Source organism: Mesorhizobium sp. WSM4898 (assembly GCF_029625845.1).
In the GTDB taxonomy this organism is placed as follows: Bacteria; Pseudomonadota; Alphaproteobacteria; order Rhizobiales; family Rhizobiaceae; genus Mesorhizobium.
In genome coordinates, this window is the sequence record NZ_JARTVQ010000009.1 from 36,922 (window position 1) to 54,224 (window position 17,303).

Here is a 17,303-nt window from a genome sequence, read left to right on the forward strand (position 1 = left end):
CCGGTCGCACCTGTGGCGCCGGTTGCTCCGGTCGCACCTGTCGAGCCGGTCGCGCCTGTTGCTCCGGTATCGCCGGTAGCGCCAGTCGCGCCTGTTGCTCCGGTCGCGCCAGTCGAGCCCGTTGCTCCGGTATCACCCGTGGCGCCGGTCGCGCCTGTGGCGCCGGTTGCTCCGGTCGCACCCGTCGCGCCGGTGGCGCCTGTTGCTCCGGTCGCACCTGTGGCGCCGGTTGCTCCGGTCGCACCGGTCGAGCCGGTTGCTCCGGTATCACCGGTGGCGCCAGTCGCGCCTGTTGCTCCGGTCGCACCTGTCGAGCCCGTTGCTCCGGTATCACCCGTGGCGCCGGTCGCACCTGTGGCGCCGGTTGCTCCGGTCGCACCTGTCGAGCCGGTCGCGCCTGTTGCTCCGGTATCGCCGGTGGCGCCAGTCGCGCCTGTTGCTCCGGTCGCGCCAGTCGCGCCTGTTGCTCCGGTCGCGCCAGTCGCGCCTGTTGCTCCGGTCGCGCCAGTCGAGCCCGTTGCTCCGGCCGCTCCAGTCGAGCCCGTTGCTCCGGTATCACCCGTAGCGCCAGTCGCACCTGTAGCGCCGGTTGCGCCGGTTGCTCCAGTCGCACCAGTAGCGCCGGTCGCACCCGAAGCTCCGGTATCGCCGGTGGCGCCCGTTGCACCGGTCGCACCTGTGGCGCCCGTCGCGCCAGTCGCACCTGTGGCGCCCGTCGCACCCGCGCCGGTTGCGCCCGTCGCGCCTGATGCTCCGGTGGCGCCGGTCGCACCTGTGGCGCCCGTCGCACCCGCACCGGTGGCGCCCGTCGCGCCTGTTGCTCCGGTGGCGCCGGTCGCGCCCGTTGCACCCGCGCCCGTGGCGCCGGTCGCACCCGTGGGGCCGGTCGCGCCAGCCGGGCCGGTCGGGCCTACTTGACTCGTGACGGCGAGACTGCCCCCATTGAATGTATCGCCATTGTCACCATTGTTACCAGCGTCGGTCGCAAAATTGTAAGTATTACCGGCGGCAGGCGTTAGCGTACCGTATAGCTCGAAGCCGCTGGTGTAAATTTGATAAGTATGGGTTGTATCAGGTACTGTAATAGTTATTGCAAAATTGAACGCCACTCCATTGTTCGACTGAGGAAGAACGAAACTTCCAACAATGGTATCTGGATTGGCAGTAGTATCAATAAGATAAAACGTATTTATGCTTTTACTGTTGCCATCGGCTACAGTGCCGGTAAGCGTCAGATTACCCGCCACCAGGAGCCCGATGTAACTTGCTACGCCAGCTGGGGTCAGCGGCGGCAGGGGCGCCGACGCGCCCGCACGTGCGGGTAGTTCCCACGCACCGCCCAGGACTGCCGCACCGACAAGCGAACTGGACGCGCAGACATCCACGCCGACGGCCGCTTCCAAAGCGTCGACGAACGCATCGCCTGCCCTTCCCAGCGCCGTCTCGCAGCTCCATAGCCGCAGTTCGCCGTCCGCAGCGAGCGCCCTGCCGATTGCGGCGAATTCCTCAGCCGCGCCCTTCAACGTCCCGACCGACCATTCTCCTGAAGCGAAATTAACCCGACCCGGCGCGCCATGCGCGATGATGTGGACCGCGCGGAGCTCTTCGTGCCCTCTCAGCGCCGCAGCCATCTGCGCCGCCGGCGCTTGACGGCCATCGAGCAGGATGGCCTGGACCCCCGGCCGGACGTTGCTCAGAACAGTCTCGAGATCGGAGATCGAAGGATCCACAAAGAGAATTTCAGAGGCACGGGCCATGACTGGCTCCTGTTCGCTTCCAATTCATTTCAAAAGGGAAACCGCCCACCGGCTTAGTCGGCGAGCGGCGCGGAAACGGCGCTTGGCCGCGGTCATCTTCCGGACGGCCCGATGGCGCCGCTTGGGCGGCCAACGGCAGGGGCCTCCACGCGGAGGAAACCGGAGGCTTGGAAATTCCCGCCTTCGTCAAATGTCCCGATCGCGAGAGAGCCGGCGGTGCTTGGAACCTTGACGGTTATTGCGACAGCGTGGCTTCGCTTGACGGCAGCGGGAAGAATGACCTGGCCGACGATCGCGTTCTTGGCGGCATCCAGAATGAAATAGGTTATATGCTCGGTCGCGTCGCCGATGGGCAAAACGCCCCTAACGGTCACATCCATTCCAGTAGACAAAGTTGCGTAGGTCATCATGCACTCCCCGATTAGCGGCGGCTGGTGCCGCGGCTTCTCCTGCTTGACACTTGATTTTCAATCACCGCAGTACCGCCCTCGATCCGACGGGCTTGGCCGCAAACTCGCGCGAAAGCTCGCGCGCGAAGACGTGATGGGCTGCAGCCTTTGCTCCAGACGACTCCCGGTCCGATCGGCGGGCAGGAAGTCGCAGACGGCGCCGTTTTCCGACGGCACTCGGTTTGAACAGCTCTGTTGAAATCTGGTTTGGATGCGGGGCACGGCAGCAGCCCGTCGCACCTTGCAGCAACCAATTCCCCACCGGCGCATAGATGGGTACGGCCAGCGGCGCTCAGTTGCGGATATGCTTGAAGTTTGTCGAAGCGGCGGGCTTCAAACTCCCTGGGAAACGCACGTGACATCACGTGATACACGATTCACTCCCGTCACGGCTGACGCCGATCTCTTGGCGAAAACTCGCGAGAGAACTCCGGAGTGGAAAACCCGTTCGACCCGAACAAAAAAGACAAACGCTCACACGGCCGCGCGCTCACCAACGCACGTGCCTTAGTCGTCCGCGACTTTGGCCTTGCTACTCCCGAAACCCTCTGGCTTGACTCCCCTACGACTTCCGCAGAATGCCAGCTACCCACGACCTGTGGGCCCCCTCACAGCAGCAAATTAGTAAATTTGAAAATTAGCGATCTGTAAACTATGGGAGCGACTAAACTGACCTACCTCTAAAGTATTAGGTCGTGAATTATTACAGACCGAAACTCTAGAAAATATTTTTGAAATCCAGAACTTAACCCGCACCCAGGAATCTGCGTCAAACCCAGAAACGTGATCGAGCTTGAGCACTGTCATCCCCGTTGGGGCGTCGCGATGGGGTCGACGCCAACTACCGCTTCGTCGAACTTGACGTCGCTTGGCAAATGACGGTGAAGTGGGCGGAGATCGTTAGCCGCTCCGGTGGCGGGACAAGTAGACAACGGGAGCTTCGGGACGGCTCCGCGAATTCATCCGCGGCACGCAGAGAATGGCATTGCTTGAACGTCGCGCAACGTCAGAGCGAGAGATGGCAATTTCACGGATGACCACGGGCAAGCGACTTTGCCTGAACATGATCGTCAAGAACGAGATGGCGAACCTGCAGCGCTGTCTGGGGGCGGTTGTCGACCACATCGACTGCTGGGTCATCGGCGACACCGGGTCGACCGACGGGACCCAGGATTACATCAGGGCTTTCTTCGCCGATCGCGACCTGCCCGGCGAGTTGCATCAGTTCCCTTTCGAAAATTTCGAGCAGGCCCGCAACGCCGCGCTCGATCATGCGTATGCTTCGTCGCTCGTCTATGATTATCTGCTTTTTGACGACGCCGACATGGAGTTGGTCGTCGAGGACGCGGGCTTCCGAGCGCAGCTCGACTGTCCCGGCTATCGGCTGCTCCAGCGCTCCGGTTCCGACCTCGCCTATTGGAACACCCGCATCGTCAGGCGCGATGCCGGCGCCCGCTACCGTGGCGTGACGCATGAATATCTCGACGTTCCCGGCGACGTGAAGGAACTGCAGGGCGTTTGGTACAAGGACCACGCCACCGGATCGAACCGCGTCGACAAGTTCGAGCGCGACATCAAGCTCCTGCTGGAGGCGCTGGAGAAAGACCCGGAGAACCACCGATACTGGTTTTACCTGGCGCAGTCCTACCGCGACGCCGGACGCACGGCCGAGGCGGCGGTGGCCTACGCCAAACGCGCGGCGATGGGCGGCTGGGACGAGGAAGCATGGAACGCCCGGCTGCAGGAGGCGCGCTGCCTAAGAAAGCTCGGGGACGACGCAGGCTTCATTCGCCAGGCGCTTGCTGCCTTCAATCAGCGCCCGCAACGTACCGAACCCCTCTACGACCTCGCGCGGTTCCATCGCGAGAAGGGGATGAACGACGCCAGCGTGCTGTTTTCGGAAGCCGGTCTGGCGATCAGGAAACCGGAGCAAGACATCCTGTTTCTCGAGGATTTCATCTACACGACGGGCCTTCGCGAGGAATACGCAATCGCGGCAAACTACGCGAGCGATCCATTGCGCAAGGACCGCGGGTTCGCAGTGTGCAATTGGCTGGCGCTGAGCCGCAGCATCGCCGACGGTTCCCGCGATCTGGCGCGCTCCAACCTGTTCTTCTACATCCAGCCCGCCAAGACGATGATGCCATCGTTCACTGCGCAACCGGTCGGCTTCGTGCCGCCCGACGGCTATCGGCTCTCAAACCCCTCCGTGGCTCGCTGGGACAACCAGATCGTAGTGCTGCAGGGGGCCATCACCTTGGCGGCGGCGGAAGAGAACCTCCGGGCTCGAGCGCCGGATCGAGCGGCGGTGCACACACGCAATTTCTTGCTGCGCATCGACAGCGAATTCGGGATCGCGTCGGCCGATGAGATTTCACAGCCGACCGACTTGCCGCGACCTGCTTACGGCTGCGGCCTCGAGGCCATGCGTCCGTTTGCCTGGGAGGGGCAATTGTGGAGCAGCGCCTATATGCGCGCGTCGGCCGCAGAAGGCGAACCAGTCATCGCGCGCATCGACCATGGCGGGCCTGCACCATACCGGATGACTGACTGGCGTGTGCTCCGGCCGATCGGTGCGAAGATGAACGGCAACAACTGGCTCCCCCTAGTCAAGCCGGCTGGCATCGGCACCGACCGGGAGCGGCTGCAGTTCCTTTCTGTGGGTGATTCCATCCGCATTGTCGGCGATCAAGGGCAGACGATATCGGAAAAGCCGTCTTCCGTCGCTGCCGACCAGCTCAAGGGAGGCACCCAGGCGATCGCCTTCGAAGGCGGATGGCTGACACTCGCGCACGAGACGCGAGCAAGGCCGGACGGGGCTCAGCCATACTGCCAGCACCGCTTCGTCTGGTTGGACGAAACAGGTTGCTTGGCAAAGATCAGCCGGCCGTTCTTCTTCAATGAAAAGGGGGGTGAATTTGCCGCCGGCCTAGCCTGGCACCCAAAAGACGAGCGCCTGCTGATTTCGTACGGCGTCGCCGAGAGCGAAGCGTGGATCGCCGCCGTCGATGCCTCGGAGGTAAGCTCGCTGCTGGAGAGGACCGACTATTTGTTCGCAAGCGAGGCATATTGGAGCTCACTTGCGACGACGTCGGCGGACGGTGCGACCATACAAATTGCGGCGGCTCAGCAGCGCAAAGAACCCGGCGACCTCCATCAACAAACCCGGCCTGACAGCGGACTCCCGAAGGAGGCGAGCAGGATTGTCCTCTCCGGCAATGCGAAAGGCACAGAGGAGGTCCTGCTCGAGCTGGCGCCGTTCCTTCGCTTCGCAGACTCGCCGCATGAGCGTCGCGATCAATCCTGGGCGTTCGATAGCCGGATAGCCCCCTTCCTGGACAGGGGAGATGCCGCGCTGCCTCAGATCCACTGCTTTTACGAGGTGCTTTCCGACACTGCGAAGCATCTGACCTTGATTGCCGCCACCACGTCGATGCGCGCCGCAGGCCATCCCGTGAGGGTCTGGAGCTACTCGCCGAACAAGCTTCAATTCCTCGTGCCGCTCGGCGTCGAGGTACGCGCCGCGGATGACGTGATGCCGCGCAGCTTGTTCGAGCGAATGGTCGCCGGCTCCGAGATCCGCTATTTCAGCGACGCCTTTCGCTACGCCGTGCTTTACGAACATGGCGGGTTGTGGATGGATTGCGACGTGGTCATGCTGCGACCGTTTCCGTTCCGCGGCGATTACTTTTTCAATCTGCAATGGCGCGGCGGGCACCAAGGCCACTTCGTCTGCGGCAACGTCATCTATGCCGAAGCCTTCAGCCCCCATTTGAGAGCGCTCTACGAGATGTCAATCGAGCGGTTCTTCGGTGAGAGCGGCAAGGGATTTGGCGAAATCGGCCCGAAACTGCTCTCCGACTACATTGCTTCGGATCAAGGCGCCGAGCTGCGCGATTGGGTCTTCGGGCCGATGTTCTTTAACGCGATCGATTGGACCGAGATAGGCGAGTTCGAAAAGCCGCTCGCCGATTTGGCTGTCTATCTGAATGATGAGCGTGTCTTCGGAACACACCTGTGGACGGCACGAAATGAGGCTCGCTCGGGCGGGGAAGGAGCGCCGCTCATCTCCTTGCTGGTCGAGCCGCTGCGGAGCTTTCCCACACTCATCGATCTTGCTGATCGCTTCAACACCGACAAGAACCGCCATACCGGCAACCGGCATGCTTACGCACGCGTCTACGAGCGGCTGCTGTCCAGCCGGAGACTTTGCATGCGGAGGCTATTGGAGATCGGCCTTTGTCGCATCGCCGCGGAAGGCGACCAGTCCGAGACGCCCTCGGTCGCGCTCTGGCAATCCTATTTTCCTTACGCCGAGGTGATCGGTGTCGACCTGACGGATTTTTCTCAGTTCAACAATGAGAGGTTCAAGTCTTTCGTCTGCGATCAATCCAAGCTGGAGGATCTGCGCTCGGTCGCGGCGAAGCTGGAACCGGGCTCGCTTGACGTGATTATCGACGACGGCAGCCACGCCTCGTTCGACGAGCAACTGACGCTGCGCGAATTCTTCCCGCTGCTCGCAGAGGGTGGATGGTATTTCATCGAAGACCTCGACTGGCAGCCAACAAGCGAAAATGCCGTTGAAATCACACTCACTAAGCATCTCTTGCGAGAAATCCAACAGCACGGCACGGCCCGATCAATCGACCCGGTCGGTATCAGCGACCTTGCCGATCAGTTCGCCGAAATCCGGTTCTTCGACAGCCATTTCGAGCTTAGCCAGGCAAAATTGCTCGGAGGGCTAGTGGCGATCCGCAAGCGCGGAGGCGTCGGCCTTGTTCGATGAGCGTCACAGGGCGGTGCGGTCGGGTTCGGGCGAGTCCAGCCGTTCAGCGGGAGGTCGCTTAGCGACTGCGTCCAATCGCGGACCCCTTCCTTGAAGACAGCGGTCTACACCATCGCGTTGAACGAAGCCGCACATGTCGAGAGGTGGGCAAATTCGGCCGTCGGCGCCGACTATCGGATAGTCGCCGACACCGGCAGCACCGACGACACGGTATCCCGACTGATCAACGCCGGCGTCACCGTGCACCGGATCGCGGTCCGCCCATGGCGCTTCGATGACGCCCGAAATGCCGCCCTGGCACTCATCCCCGCCGACGTCGACGTGTGCTGCACGATGGACATGGACCGTTTCCTCGAGCCCGGCTGGCGCCCCAAGCTGGAGGCGGCCTGGAGACCCGAAACGACAGCCCTCTATTGCCAGACGATCTATAGAGCGAGTGTCGACGACCCCAGACCGTTGCGGCAATGGGCCACCAAGAATTTTCACCATCGCTGGGGATATCGCTTCAAGCGCCCCGTCCATGAGGCCCTCGTCTTCACCGGAGAAAGGGAGGTGGTCACGACCAGCAACGACCTGGTCATGTTCGAGGTGCAGGACCTGGCCAAGCCAACCAGGAGCAGCTACCTGCCTCTGATGGAGGTTGCCTACAAGGAAGATCCCGACGACGCACAGATGTGTTTCTGGCTCGGGCGGGACCTGATGTGGGCCAACCGGCCCGACGAGGCCGTTCAATTGCTTGAGCGCTACCTTGGCTTGCCGACAAGCACCTGGGGCGAGGAACGGTCAGAAGCGATGCGCTACATCGCACGCATGATGCCGGACCAGAGATTGGTGTGGTTGGACAAAGCGCGAATGGAAGCGCCGCATCGGCGCGAGATCTGGGCCGACCTTGCGGAGGAACTCCACGGCAGGGCCGACTGGTTGAATCTGTTCTGGGCGTGCAGCAACGGAATCGAAAACACCCGTCGCACCGGAAGCTATCTCGATGACCCGAACTGCTGGGGCTTTCGGCTGTTTGATCTGGGCGCCATCGCCTCATGGCACCTGAATGCGATGGACCGTGCTGTGGAATGGGGGCAGATGGCGCTCGAGCTTGACCCGGGCAATGAGCGTCTCAGGAACAACCTCGATTTCTTCATTCGGCGCCGGCACGAAGATCGAGCAGCGCCGCTCGGCGAAGAAGGTGTTCGGTGAAGGCTATCGGTTGCCTGACGGGACGGACTGGCCGACTGCGGTCAACGCCAGCCTGTCGCTCACGTATTGATCCGTACCGATTCCTCCGCCCGTTCGTCACTGATGACAAGCGGTGGCAAGCACACATAGGCTTTGAGCGAGGGCATCACGCCCGCCATGATGCAATCGATGCCTGCATTGTTCAGCCTTAGGCCGAAGCCTGCAAAATCCACGATCATCGGCCGTATCGGAAGGCACCACTCCAACAGCGCGCGCGCGCCACGTGGCGAGACGGAGTAACAAACCGTGCCGAGCAGATAGCGCGCTCGAAGCAGAGCAGGTTCGATTGCCGCCTCCTGGAAGTCAGCAATATGCGTCATGACTTCGCCCGGAAAGAACTCCAGCCTGGCACCGGTTCCGCCAGGAAGGGCATCTAGCCAAGCATAGCATCGCAGACTTGCACTCCACAGGATGAAATCCCAATCGGCCGGGATGTTCGCCAAGAGCGCGTTCGTATGTCGTTCGAACTCGCGAGAGAAGATCGCATCATCTTCGGCAACCGTTATCACCTTGTGCCGACCGACGGCCTCTCTCCAGAGCGTCACGTGCGAGATGGCGCAGCCCAGACTCCCAGGCGCATACTCCAAATCCGAACTGATAACCCCACGCTCTATCAGCTTGTCGCGGTCTATGGATTTTCCGTCAAATCCGGAGAACCTCCGGACTTCCGGCAGGTGCGAGTTCAACTTGCGAAATTTATCCAGCCGCCCGACACTTCGATCGAGATTGATTACATAAATCTCCGACATGACGCTTTTAGCCCCATTTTGGCGATGGTTCGTCCATTCACTCACTTTGCATCGAGCGAACCAGCTTGCGCCCCGGCCTCCACTTGAGAGAACTTCAAGTCTAGCCGGATCAGTGGTAGCTGGCGAGACGGCTTGGACCAGGCATTCGAACTTTTGGAGGATTTGCGTCCGCCAACTGGAGAGGCTATGAGGCGCCGAGATTTGGCGGTTGGCATCATCGTTGCGGCAGCATCGGCTACCGCAATGGCAAAGTTTTCGGCCATCCTGGACCCGGGCTATGCAGCTATGCCATCCCCCCGGAATAAGACACCCGCGACGCTTCTGTCCGCCCCGCTCGAACTCGCGGGCAATTGGGGCCGCATGCTCCCGCAAGCGGCAGAACAGGTCGTTGAAAAGGCGCGGCGCGCCTGCCTAGACGGCGTCCGACTGCTGTCTGATCGCCAGCCGGCAAGGCTCCGCGTCGACCGCCATGGCACCGGACAGCCGGCGATCTGGCTGCATCCCGACGGCAGCAGTATGGCCTGGATCATTGTCGACATCGGCGAACGGGACTGGTCGAAGCTTGCCTACCAGTTCGGCCATGAACTCGGCCATGTGCTTGCCAACAGCTGGCAGGCCGATGCGAAGCCGGCACCGCCTTGCCAATGGCTGGAGGAAGCCATGGTGGAGGCCTTCTCGCTGCGAGGCCTGGGACGCCTGGCGAAAGACTGGAAACAGGACCCGCCTTTCGCAGGTGACAACGCTTTCGGCGACGCCATTGCCGAATATCGTGGGAACATAATCAAACGCTATACCGCGCTCGCCGACAGCCAGGGACTTACCCGAGATGCTGCGACGTGGTTCGCCGACCACCGAAACGAGATCGAAGTTCCAGGTCTCAATCCGTTCGCGCAAGCAATGTGCCCGACCATTCTCGCAGAATACGAACAGGTTCCCGATTGCGTTGAGGCGCTGGGCGCGCTCAACCGCTGGCCTGGCCGCAGCGGGGTTCCAATCGCCGAATATCTCCGCCGATGGAAAAAGAGCTGTACCGAATTGCACGCCTCGCCGCACCTGCCGGTCCGACTCCAGCAATTGTTGCATGTTACCCGGGAGCGACGCTAACCAAAGCTCGGCAATGTGGCGGGAATCTTGTGATCGGACACATACGGGGGCCTGCGCGGACGCTACGGGTCTCCAAAAAAGCAGGGACGAGAACGCCCAAGCCGGCAGTTGGTCAGCGGCCGTCCGTATGTCGTGGCTGATGTGGAAGGGATTGTTGCTTGGCAGCGTCCGGATCGGTCTCCTTCGCCTTCGGCTCGGAGTGTCGCCGACCATATACAAGCCTGAACACAATCGCGAGATAGCCGACCTGCAACAGAAGCGCGGCTAGGAGGCTCCAGGCAATGCTCATCCAGACGGACCCCGTGGCCTCATAGGCCCAGGTTCCGACTACGGTCGACGTGATCAGCATTCCGACCAGAAACTGAGGAAAGTACATCTCCCCAATCCTGCTTCCAGGCACTCGAGGCGAAAATTTCACTATTTTAGCAATCGAGCAAGTATCGCCATCTGTACCAATTTCGACGCAGCACCGAGTTTCTCATTCGAGCAGCACGGTAACGGAAGACGCTGGAACGTCAGGTCGAAAGCTTGGAGGATGACGTGCTCCTAGGAGAATTCCGAGTTGGAAGGCGAGCGGATGTCCGGCGGGGTGGCGATATCAAACAAGGTCGCCAGCGCGTACACACCCGCCGGGGAGTGAGCGACTGACGAAGATGTGGGGACTTTTGCGTGGGCCTTTCTGCACCGATTCCTGCCGCAGTACGCCGTTCGTTTCGCTTTTCCATTTTCTCCCCCGAAACGAAGACGTAAGGCTTACCCGCGAACCCGCCATTAGAAGGACGCAAAAAGGCGGACCAGGGAATACCGGGTTCGACAAACTATCCGAGGCAATCTCGGCTGGCGTTTATGCTGAGGCTCGGCAAACAGAACAGTGCGCTTTTTTCGCCGCTCGCTCAATTAGCTCAATGGGCTTTAGCTCGATCAGATTACCATGTCGCCTCCCCAAAGTGCAGTGGGTTGGGCGAAGGACATGCACCAAAAGAAGGACTTGATGCATGTCGCGCAAACTTGTGCAGCGTTTTTCGGAAAAGACATGCACAAAACAAAGACTTAAAAGCGTATTTCTCGATCCATTTCGCCGCGATGCGCTCTAGCCGGCAGCAGCCTATGTTGTTTTTTTCACAGTCAGCGACACGTTTTTGTTACATTAAGATGCAACCTTAATCTCTGGGTGGCTAAGGTAATCGGAGATGACATACAAGTCGGTTCAGGAAACCCTCCGTGCAGCTGGAATCGTCATAAGCAAGAAAGGCGATGTCCACCGCATAAACTTCTTCGGCGGCCTGGAGGACACCGCGCACTATACCACGAGCCTCAAGGAGGCGCTGGAACGGGGCCTTGCGATGGCCAGACCGCAGCGTTCGTAGCCAGCGCCGTCGATTGGTAGCTGTGTTCCGTTGCGGCGAGCGGCTTGATCGCCTGGTCAATTCAGGCGAGATGCGCAGCGAACCGACTCTACGAGGCTAAGAAGTTCATCCCAGTAGGGCGAAATGTCGAGGCCGAGACCAGCGCCGTAGGACAGCAGAGAGAACTGTTGCGCCAGTTCATCCTGCAGACGCCGGGCTTCATCCGGATCAGAGATGGAAATGGTAGCCATAGCGGCCAGATCGCGGCACCTGGCATCGGTTTCCAAACCGGGACCGCCAACAATCACGCCGAGTTCGACCATCATCGATATGAGTCGCACAAGCCCCCTCCGGCGATCTGCGCAACACAAGTGGCCGAGAATCAATCACGATTGATCAGAAATGGGAAGCCCATTTCGGGGGATCCCACAATCTTCGTAAATCACCCTCCCGTGGAAATGACGTTTTTCCTGAGGAATACTGTACCAGAAAGTCGTGATCGCAATAGAAGGCGGCCGGGCAAGGTAGGCCTGCGACGTCACGGATCGCTCTGCTATGCCGGGAGGCGCTTTCAGCACTGTTTGTGCCGGATGCTCGCCGCTGGAAGTTCCTCCAGGCACGGACAGATGGACCGAGGCTCGATGTCGCCACGTCCCGGGCAGATGGACGGGCGAATGGGCTGAAGTGGATGGGCGCCCGGGCGGACGCCCATCCAACCTCGTCATGACATGAACGCGGGCGTAACTTAGCCGCCACCACCGGAGCCGCCCGATCCGCCACTGCCGCCGGAACCACCCGAGCCGCCGGAACTGCCCGAGCCCCCGCTACCGCCGGAACCGCCCGAGCCGCCGCTGCCGCCGGAACCACCCGAGCCGCCGCCAGAGCCACTGCCACCGCCGGACCCGCCTGATCCACCGCCGCCGCCGGAGCCTCCGCCCCCGCCGGAGCCACCGCTCCCGCCGCCATCGCCACCACCGGAGTCACCGCCACCATCACCGCCGCCGGAACCCCCATTGCCGCCGCCGGAACCGCCGCCCTCGCCGTCGCTGGCAAGGACGGAAGCGATGAGAGCCGTCGTGATTGGCGGGCACATTGCGATTTGTGCGCGCGTGAGGATGCTTGCGCGGTTGCTGGCGATGCAGCAAAGCGCGTAGTTGGATTCCGTCAGCGGCTGGCATTGGGCGGCCGTCATGCGCGGTCGAACATTGCTCTGTGCCGATGCCGGAAGCGTCGAATTCACCGCCATAAGGGCGGATGAGACAAGCAGAATTGCGCGAGCGCTGCTCGCGCACCTTGGGTACAGGTGCATTTCTTCCTCCTAAGAAGGGAAAAAAGGCGCTCCCGTCCCCAAACTGGGCGCTATGTCAAAGTTTCCGACCATCGGAAACAATTTGTTAAGCATACATTGTTTTAGAATCTGTGCAAACTTCTAATAGCGAGTCTTGATTTACCAAACCGGCGAAGATGATCTCGGTCTATCGATCCGAGGGGATGGAACGTGATCCGTTTGGCAGCGCTCGTTGCCGCAGCCATGGCTATGGCTGGCTGCAGCGAAACCATGCAGACTTCCGGCACTGCGTCCATGATGGTCACCAAGGGTTACGCTTTTGCCCCGCCGGCCGCCCGCGGCTTCTGCGCCAGGCAGCCAAGGCTCTGCAGCCCAGGCGGACACGTCAAGCAGGTGAAGCTCACCGAAAGGCGCATGGCCGAGTTGAAGGCGGTCAACAGTTCCGTCAATGCCAGGATCATCGAACGTGACGACCGTTCCACCGGCCTCGGCGACGATTGGCGGATACCGACAAACGCCGGCGATTGCGAGGATATCGCGATCCTGAAGAAGAGCGAGTTCATGAAGCGCGGCTGGCCGGCTTCAGCCCTGCTGCTGACGGTCGTTACGACGGGCGGCGCGGGCCACACCGTGCTTACCGTTCGCACCGACAAGGGCGACCTGATCCTCGACAACCGAACCGACGCCGTCAGGAACTGGGCGCAGACTTCCTATCGCTATTTTGCGCGGCAATCCCAGTCCGAAAACGGCAAGTGGCTGCGGATCGATTCCTGATCGATTGTCCCCGTCGGCGCAGTGCCGCGCCTTGACCGCCGGCGCAATTTCGCGCTGCGCAGAGATCCATCAATCCTTTGATCGGCTTGCACGGCCGGTTCCGTCATGGAACCATCATCGGGGGCATTCCTTGGCTTTGGTCCAAGGATTGGGGAATGGCCGATACAAGGACCATCGACTATTGCCGACGCTCCACGAGCAAAGGGCAACGCCATGCGTGTGGATGTCATCGACAGTTTCGATGCTCTCGTTGAGCTGAGGGACAACTGGGATGCCGTCTACGCTGCTGACCCGGAGGCTCAGTACTTCTTGTCCTGGCCATGGATGGCGGGCTGGTTCAAGCGGCTTCGCTACCAATGGCTCGTCCTGGCCGCCAAGGAAGACGATTCAGCCAGCTATGTCGGTTTCTTCCCGCTTCAGCTCCGAACGGAACGAGCCAGGGACGGTGCGTTCCAAAACGAATTGCGGACGGGCGGCGGCTACTTCGCCGGATATGCCGGCTTCCTTTGCAAACCGGAGGTTCAGGATGCCGTTGTCCGGGCCTTCGCCGATCATACGAAGCGGCTGAACTGGGCCAAGCTGCATCTTGAGAACATCTTTGCATCGCCGCGGCGGCTGAATACGTTCCTCGAGCAATTTTCCGCGCCGGAATTCCTGACCGGCAAGATGAGGCGTCCCGACGACGGCGACGGCATCGACCACGACATCTATGTCTATGTGAACCTGCCGGGCGACTGGGAAGACTTTCTCAACGACCGGCTTGGCGCGGCGACCCGCAAGACCGCGCGGCGGACGCTAAGGGCAATCGACGACGCATCCGAGTATCGCGTCACCAACGTGACCGCCGCAACGCTGGAGCGCGATCTGCAGACGCTACTCCGGTTCTGGGAAAGCCAGTGGGGCGCGAAACTGGCGGCGCGATATCACCCAGGCCTGCCGCAGGCGATGATCAACAACTTCCGTAACATGCTGCGCTGTGCCTTCGAGGACGATGCTCTCTATCTTCCAGTCCTGTGGCGGGACGACAACCCGATCGGCGTGCAGGCCACCTTGATCGACCGGAAGAACCGGGCACTAATCGGGATGCTCAACGGGCGCGATCTCGCGGTCAAGAAGCCCGCGCCCGGCTTCGCGCTTCATCTCTACAGCATACGCTGGGCCATTCAGAACGGCTTTGCCGTCTATGATCTGCAGACCGGGGATTTCTCTTACAAATATGATTTCGGCGGGCTCGAGCGCCGAGTCGAATGCCTTCTCGTCAGCACGGCCAGCCGCCGCAATCTGCGCGACCGCCTGGAGAGCCGGAGCCTGCCGGTCGTGCTCGCGCGCGCCAAAGCGCTTCATCAGGCCGGCGATCTTGAAGCGGCTCTGCGTGGTTGCCGGCAGATCCTGGCTGCCGATCCGGCCCATGCCGAGGCGCTATCGCTGCTTCGACAACTGGATGCCGCGCGACAGGCTCTTCTGCCGCAAAAGCTCGGCGTTGCCGCCCGTTTGCACTAGGCCGGAAACCTGGCCGCGGCGGAAAAGATCTATCGCGAGATCTTGGACGTCGAACCCGGGCGCTTTGACGTGCGCTACCTCCTTGGCGTGATTTGCCTGCAGCAGCACCGTTATGGCGACGCGGAGCGGCAGGTCGGCCAGGCGATCGAGATCAATCCGAACATCGCTGCCGCGTACTACAATCGCGGCCTGGCGCTGATGAAGCTCGACCGAATAAAGGACGCGCTCACAAGCCTTGACGAATGCATCGCGCTGGAGCCGGGCCACAGCCGGGCCCTGGCGCTTCGCACCGAGGCGCTGAAAGCCATCGGGCGGATCCCTGCCTCGGTTGCTTGAAGCGCGTCGCGCTGAAACGGATTCTGGCGACTGCTTCAAAGTCTTTGTTTTGATGCATGACCGTCCTAGAACTGCGCACATTTCTGGGCGACATGCATTAGCAGGGAGCAACCAATCCGGACGAGATCCGCGGCCGCGGCTTATCTCGGGAACGAATTGTCGATAACGATCGACCAGATATCCTTGTTTATTTCCCTGATGTCCTCGATGGAACCGTGGATTCTTCTCATCTCCTCGTCATCGAGCGCTTCAATCTTTCCGTATTTGACCTCGTCCTTGCCGTCCACGATGCGCATCAGCTGCGTGCTTCCGTGGGTTCCGGCCTCGTCGAACGAATAGATGCAGTGGCTGTATTTGTTTCGCAACTTCGCCTGGCGGGTGAGCTTGCCGGTGACTGTCAGCACCGCCCGACGGCAGGCGGCCGGCGTCTTCGGGATTTTCGCCAGCCGCTCTACCAGCTCGATGCGCGCGCGGGTCGTGTTCAGCGTCAGGAAGATGATGATCGCCGTTTCCTTGTCGACCTTCGCAAGACCGGCAATCAGATAGATCAGCAGACTCTCGGTGTTGGTCCATGTGTAATTCAGTTGGCCAACGAGGAGCAGTATCTCCTGAAACCGAGGCATCATCGGCTCACGGCGAAGATTGGACGGACTGTGGCGAACCGGATCGTTCCAAGCCGCCGTGAAAGCTATCCTTGCGCGCATGAAACACCGCGGCCGCCTCGGTCCGGTTGTGAGCCCCAAGCTTGGTTATGATGTTGTGCAGATGGATCTTGACCGTGTGCTCCGACAAGCGAAGGGTCGCGGCTATGATCTTGTTCTGCAATCCGCGAGCGACCATTTCCAGGATCTGGAACTCACGGTCGGTCAGTTCGCCCATCTCTTCGAAACCCGACCGGTCCGGCCTTGGTTGTTCGGCAGGCGTCGAATGATCCGACGCCTTTTGCGAGAGGCTGCGTGCGTATGACTGGAACATCGCCAAGGGGAAATATTCGCCGCCGCGAAGCATAAGCCGGATGACCGAAAGCCAGACGTCCAGCTTCAAATCCATGGGCAGGACGCTGCGCACGATCTTTAGATCGAGAACGTCGTGCATTGAGACGGAAGCTCGGCTGTCGTGCTGCACCAGGACGATCGGCGCCGCCGGATGATGCCGCATCAGTTCGGCGGCATAGCCGTCGATCTTATGCAGGAGCTCGGTGTCGATAAGGACCAGGCAGACGGGATGCTCGAACGGCGCGCAGGCCGCTTCGATGCTTGTAGCCTGCTCGACGACTATCGAGGGAAATTCCCTCTCGATGGCGTATACTAGACATTCTGGAAAGCTATCAGTAGAGGAAACAGTCAGGATAATTCTACGCGCCGGCCAACTCTCTCCGGCACCGCTACCTACGGTGCTGCGCACGTTAACTCTGGACATGGTTGCCACCCCACCCTAGACGAATACTGTCGGTTTAATTCTTTCCCTTCTTCAAATTTTCGGGGGCCGCCACCCCGCAAACAGCTAGCCTTAACGACTTATACACCAAATTAGACCGGACTGATATAGTTCGGATGAGCTATAGCTAATTTCTCCGTCGTCGCTGCCGACCGGAGACGTTCGACAGAGTCGCCTTCACCTGATCCGGGCAGGAATATCGGCATTCGCGCGGCCGGAGCACGTCTGGGCAGCGGTCCAGCCGAACGGGCTAGCCCGAACTGTCAGCTTACAATCACCGCCCTCTGGTTCCAGACTTTCCCGGGTTCCATGTGGGATTGGGGCATATCCAGGACTCTCCCGTTTGAACGACCGGATCCTTGGTGATCCGGCGCTCCCCCGGGTTTTGCCTTGGGACGGCCGCCTCTCCCGAAGTCAAAGGGAGGTACTCAAGCAAGTCATGACGAAATTCGGATTGCGGACCTCAGTCCCCTCGGTCCGGCAGTCCATTCACCGCATTAAACGCAACGTCCGCGTACAGCCCATAGCCGCGTAAGAGAAGAAT

Annotated in this window: 16 protein-coding genes; 7 read left to right on the forward strand and 9 right to left on the reverse strand. The window is 60.8% G+C overall.

The features are described from left to right. From P9228_RS26010 to P9228_RS26020, 3 genes are all read right to left on the reverse strand, one after another. Positions 1-1,757: DUF4347 domain-containing protein (locus tag P9228_RS26010; protein ID WP_278056450.1), on the reverse strand; the 1,757-nt coding region annotated here is incomplete at its 3' end. 92 nt (positions 1,758-1,849) lie between these two features. After that, positions 1,850-2,164 (reverse strand): hypothetical protein, encoded by a 315-nt coding sequence (locus P9228_RS26015; protein WP_143749081.1) that lies wholly within the window; start codon positions 2,162-2,164, stop codon positions 1,850-1,852. Between the two features lie 1,069 nt (positions 2,165-3,233). Further along, positions 3,234-3,680, reverse strand: a complete 447-nt coding sequence (locus P9228_RS26020) for a hypothetical protein (RefSeq protein WP_127213919.1) — start codon at positions 3,678-3,680, stop codon at positions 3,234-3,236. A gap of 24 nt (positions 3,681-3,704) precedes the next feature. Here P9228_RS26020 and P9228_RS26025 point away from each other — a divergent pair, with 24 nt between their 5' ends. Both P9228_RS26025 and P9228_RS26030 read left to right on the forward strand, forming a co-directional pair. Then, positions 3,705-6,992 carry a glycosyltransferase gene (locus tag P9228_RS26025; protein ID WP_278056315.1) on the forward strand — a complete coding sequence of 1,096 codons (3,288 nt, stop codon included), beginning with the start codon at positions 3,705-3,707 and terminating at the stop codon, positions 6,990-6,992. Between the two features lie 90 nt (positions 6,993-7,082). Then, complete coding sequence (locus P9228_RS26030) at positions 7,083-8,186, forward strand: glycosyltransferase (protein ID WP_278056317.1); 1,104 nt, start codon at positions 7,083-7,085, stop codon at positions 8,184-8,186. A gap of 59 nt (positions 8,187-8,245) precedes the next feature. Here the strand turns inward: P9228_RS26030 and P9228_RS26035 are convergent, their stop codons facing one another. Further along, positions 8,246-8,974, reverse strand: a complete 729-nt coding sequence (locus P9228_RS26035; RefSeq protein WP_127213917.1) for a glycosyltransferase family 25 protein — start codon at positions 8,972-8,974, stop codon at positions 8,246-8,248. A 243-nt stretch (positions 8,975-9,217) separates the two neighbouring features. Between P9228_RS26035 and P9228_RS26040 the strand changes: the two genes are divergently transcribed. Further along, entirely contained in the window at positions 9,218-10,078 is an 861-nt protein-coding gene (locus tag P9228_RS26040) for a hypothetical protein (protein WP_127213916.1), read from the forward strand. 112 nt (positions 10,079-10,190) lie between these two features. On the opposite strand, the gene P9228_RS26045 is transcribed toward P9228_RS26040, so the two are convergent. Beyond that, on the reverse strand, positions 10,191-10,454 hold the full coding sequence (locus P9228_RS26045; RefSeq protein ID WP_127213915.1) for a hypothetical protein: 264 nt from the start codon (positions 10,452-10,454) through the stop codon (positions 10,191-10,193). Positions 10,455-11,268: 814 nt separating this feature from the next. Here P9228_RS26045 and P9228_RS26050 point away from each other — a divergent pair. After that, positions 11,269-11,445 (forward strand): hypothetical protein, encoded by a 177-nt coding sequence (locus P9228_RS26050; RefSeq protein ID WP_170950440.1) that lies wholly within the window; start codon positions 11,269-11,271, stop codon positions 11,443-11,445. 56 nt (positions 11,446-11,501) lie between these two features. Here the strand turns inward: P9228_RS26050 and P9228_RS26055 are convergent, their stop codons facing one another. Both P9228_RS26055 and P9228_RS26060 read right to left on the reverse strand, forming a co-directional pair. Next, positions 11,502-11,750 carry a hypothetical protein gene (locus tag P9228_RS26055; RefSeq protein ID WP_095802876.1) on the reverse strand — a complete coding sequence of 83 codons (249 nt, stop codon included), beginning with the start codon at positions 11,748-11,750 and terminating at the stop codon, positions 11,502-11,504. Positions 11,751-12,169: 419 nt separating this feature from the next. Then, positions 12,170-12,616, reverse strand: coding sequence for a hypothetical protein (locus P9228_RS26060; protein WP_278056320.1), 447 nt, complete (start codon positions 12,614-12,616; stop codon positions 12,170-12,172). 366 nt (positions 12,617-12,982) lie between these two features. On the opposite strand from P9228_RS26060, the gene P9228_RS26065 reads away from it, so the two are divergent. The 3 genes from P9228_RS26065 (at position 12,983) to P9228_RS26075 (ending at position 15,322) form a co-directional block, all read left to right on the forward strand. Beyond that, positions 12,983-13,486 carry a transglutaminase-like cysteine peptidase gene (locus tag P9228_RS26065; RefSeq protein WP_278056452.1) on the forward strand — a complete coding sequence of 168 codons (504 nt, stop codon included), beginning with the start codon at positions 12,983-12,985 and terminating at the stop codon, positions 13,484-13,486. 219 nt (positions 13,487-13,705) lie between these two features. Continuing rightward, positions 13,706-14,986, forward strand: a complete 1,281-nt coding sequence (locus P9228_RS26070) for a GNAT family N-acetyltransferase (RefSeq protein WP_278056321.1) — start codon at positions 13,706-13,708, stop codon at positions 14,984-14,986. A 9-nt stretch (positions 14,987-14,995) separates the two neighbouring features. Beyond that, positions 14,996-15,322, forward strand: a complete 327-nt coding sequence (locus P9228_RS26075) for a tetratricopeptide repeat protein (RefSeq protein WP_278056453.1) — start codon at positions 14,996-14,998, stop codon at positions 15,320-15,322. A 140-nt stretch (positions 15,323-15,462) separates the two neighbouring features. Here the strand turns inward: P9228_RS26075 and P9228_RS26080 are convergent, their stop codons facing one another. Further along, on the reverse strand, positions 15,463-15,945 hold the full coding sequence (locus P9228_RS26080; RefSeq protein ID WP_067001392.1) for a hypothetical protein: 483 nt from the start codon (positions 15,943-15,945) through the stop codon (positions 15,463-15,465). A gap of 7 nt (positions 15,946-15,952) precedes the next feature. After that, positions 15,953-16,741, reverse strand: coding sequence for a response regulator transcription factor (locus P9228_RS26085; RefSeq protein WP_278056455.1), 789 nt, complete (start codon positions 16,739-16,741; stop codon positions 15,953-15,955). Positions 16,742-17,303: the final 562 nt, after the last annotated feature.

Coding starts and splice junctions, on each gene's coding strand:
- P9228_RS26015 (WP_143749081.1), bottom strand. CDS start 2,164: ATGACCTACGCAACTTTGTCTACTGGAATGGATGTGACCGTTAGGGGC.
- P9228_RS26020 (WP_127213919.1), bottom strand. CDS start 3,680: ATGCGTCACGCCACGGTAGCGGGCGCCGGCATCGCGCCTGACGATGCG.
- P9228_RS26035 (WP_127213917.1), bottom strand. CDS start 8,974: ATGTCGGAGATTTATGTAATCAATCTCGATCGAAGTGTCGGGCGGCTG.
- P9228_RS26040 (WP_127213916.1), top strand. CDS start 9,218: ATGGCAAAGTTTTCGGCCATCCTGGACCCGGGCTATGCAGCTATGCCA.
- P9228_RS26045 (WP_127213915.1), bottom strand. CDS start 10,454: ATGTACTTTCCTCAGTTTCTGGTCGGAATGCTGATCACGTCGACCGTA.
- P9228_RS26050 (WP_170950440.1), top strand. CDS start 11,269: ATGACATACAAGTCGGTTCAGGAAACCCTCCGTGCAGCTGGAATCGTC.
- P9228_RS26055 (WP_095802876.1), bottom strand. CDS start 11,750: ATGATGGTCGAACTCGGCGTGATTGTTGGCGGTCCCGGTTTGGAAACC.
- P9228_RS26060 (WP_278056320.1), bottom strand. CDS start 12,616: ATGACGGCCGCCCAATGCCAGCCGCTGACGGAATCCAACTACGCGCTT.
- P9228_RS26065 (WP_278056452.1), top strand. CDS start 12,983: ATGCAGACTTCCGGCACTGCGTCCATGATGGTCACCAAGGGTTACGCT.
- P9228_RS26080 (WP_067001392.1), bottom strand. CDS start 15,945: ATGCCTCGGTTTCAGGAGATACTGCTCCTCGTTGGCCAACTGAATTAC.
- P9228_RS26085 (WP_278056455.1), bottom strand. CDS start 16,741: ATGTCCAGAGTTAACGTGCGCAGCACCGTAGGTAGCGGTGCCGGAGAG.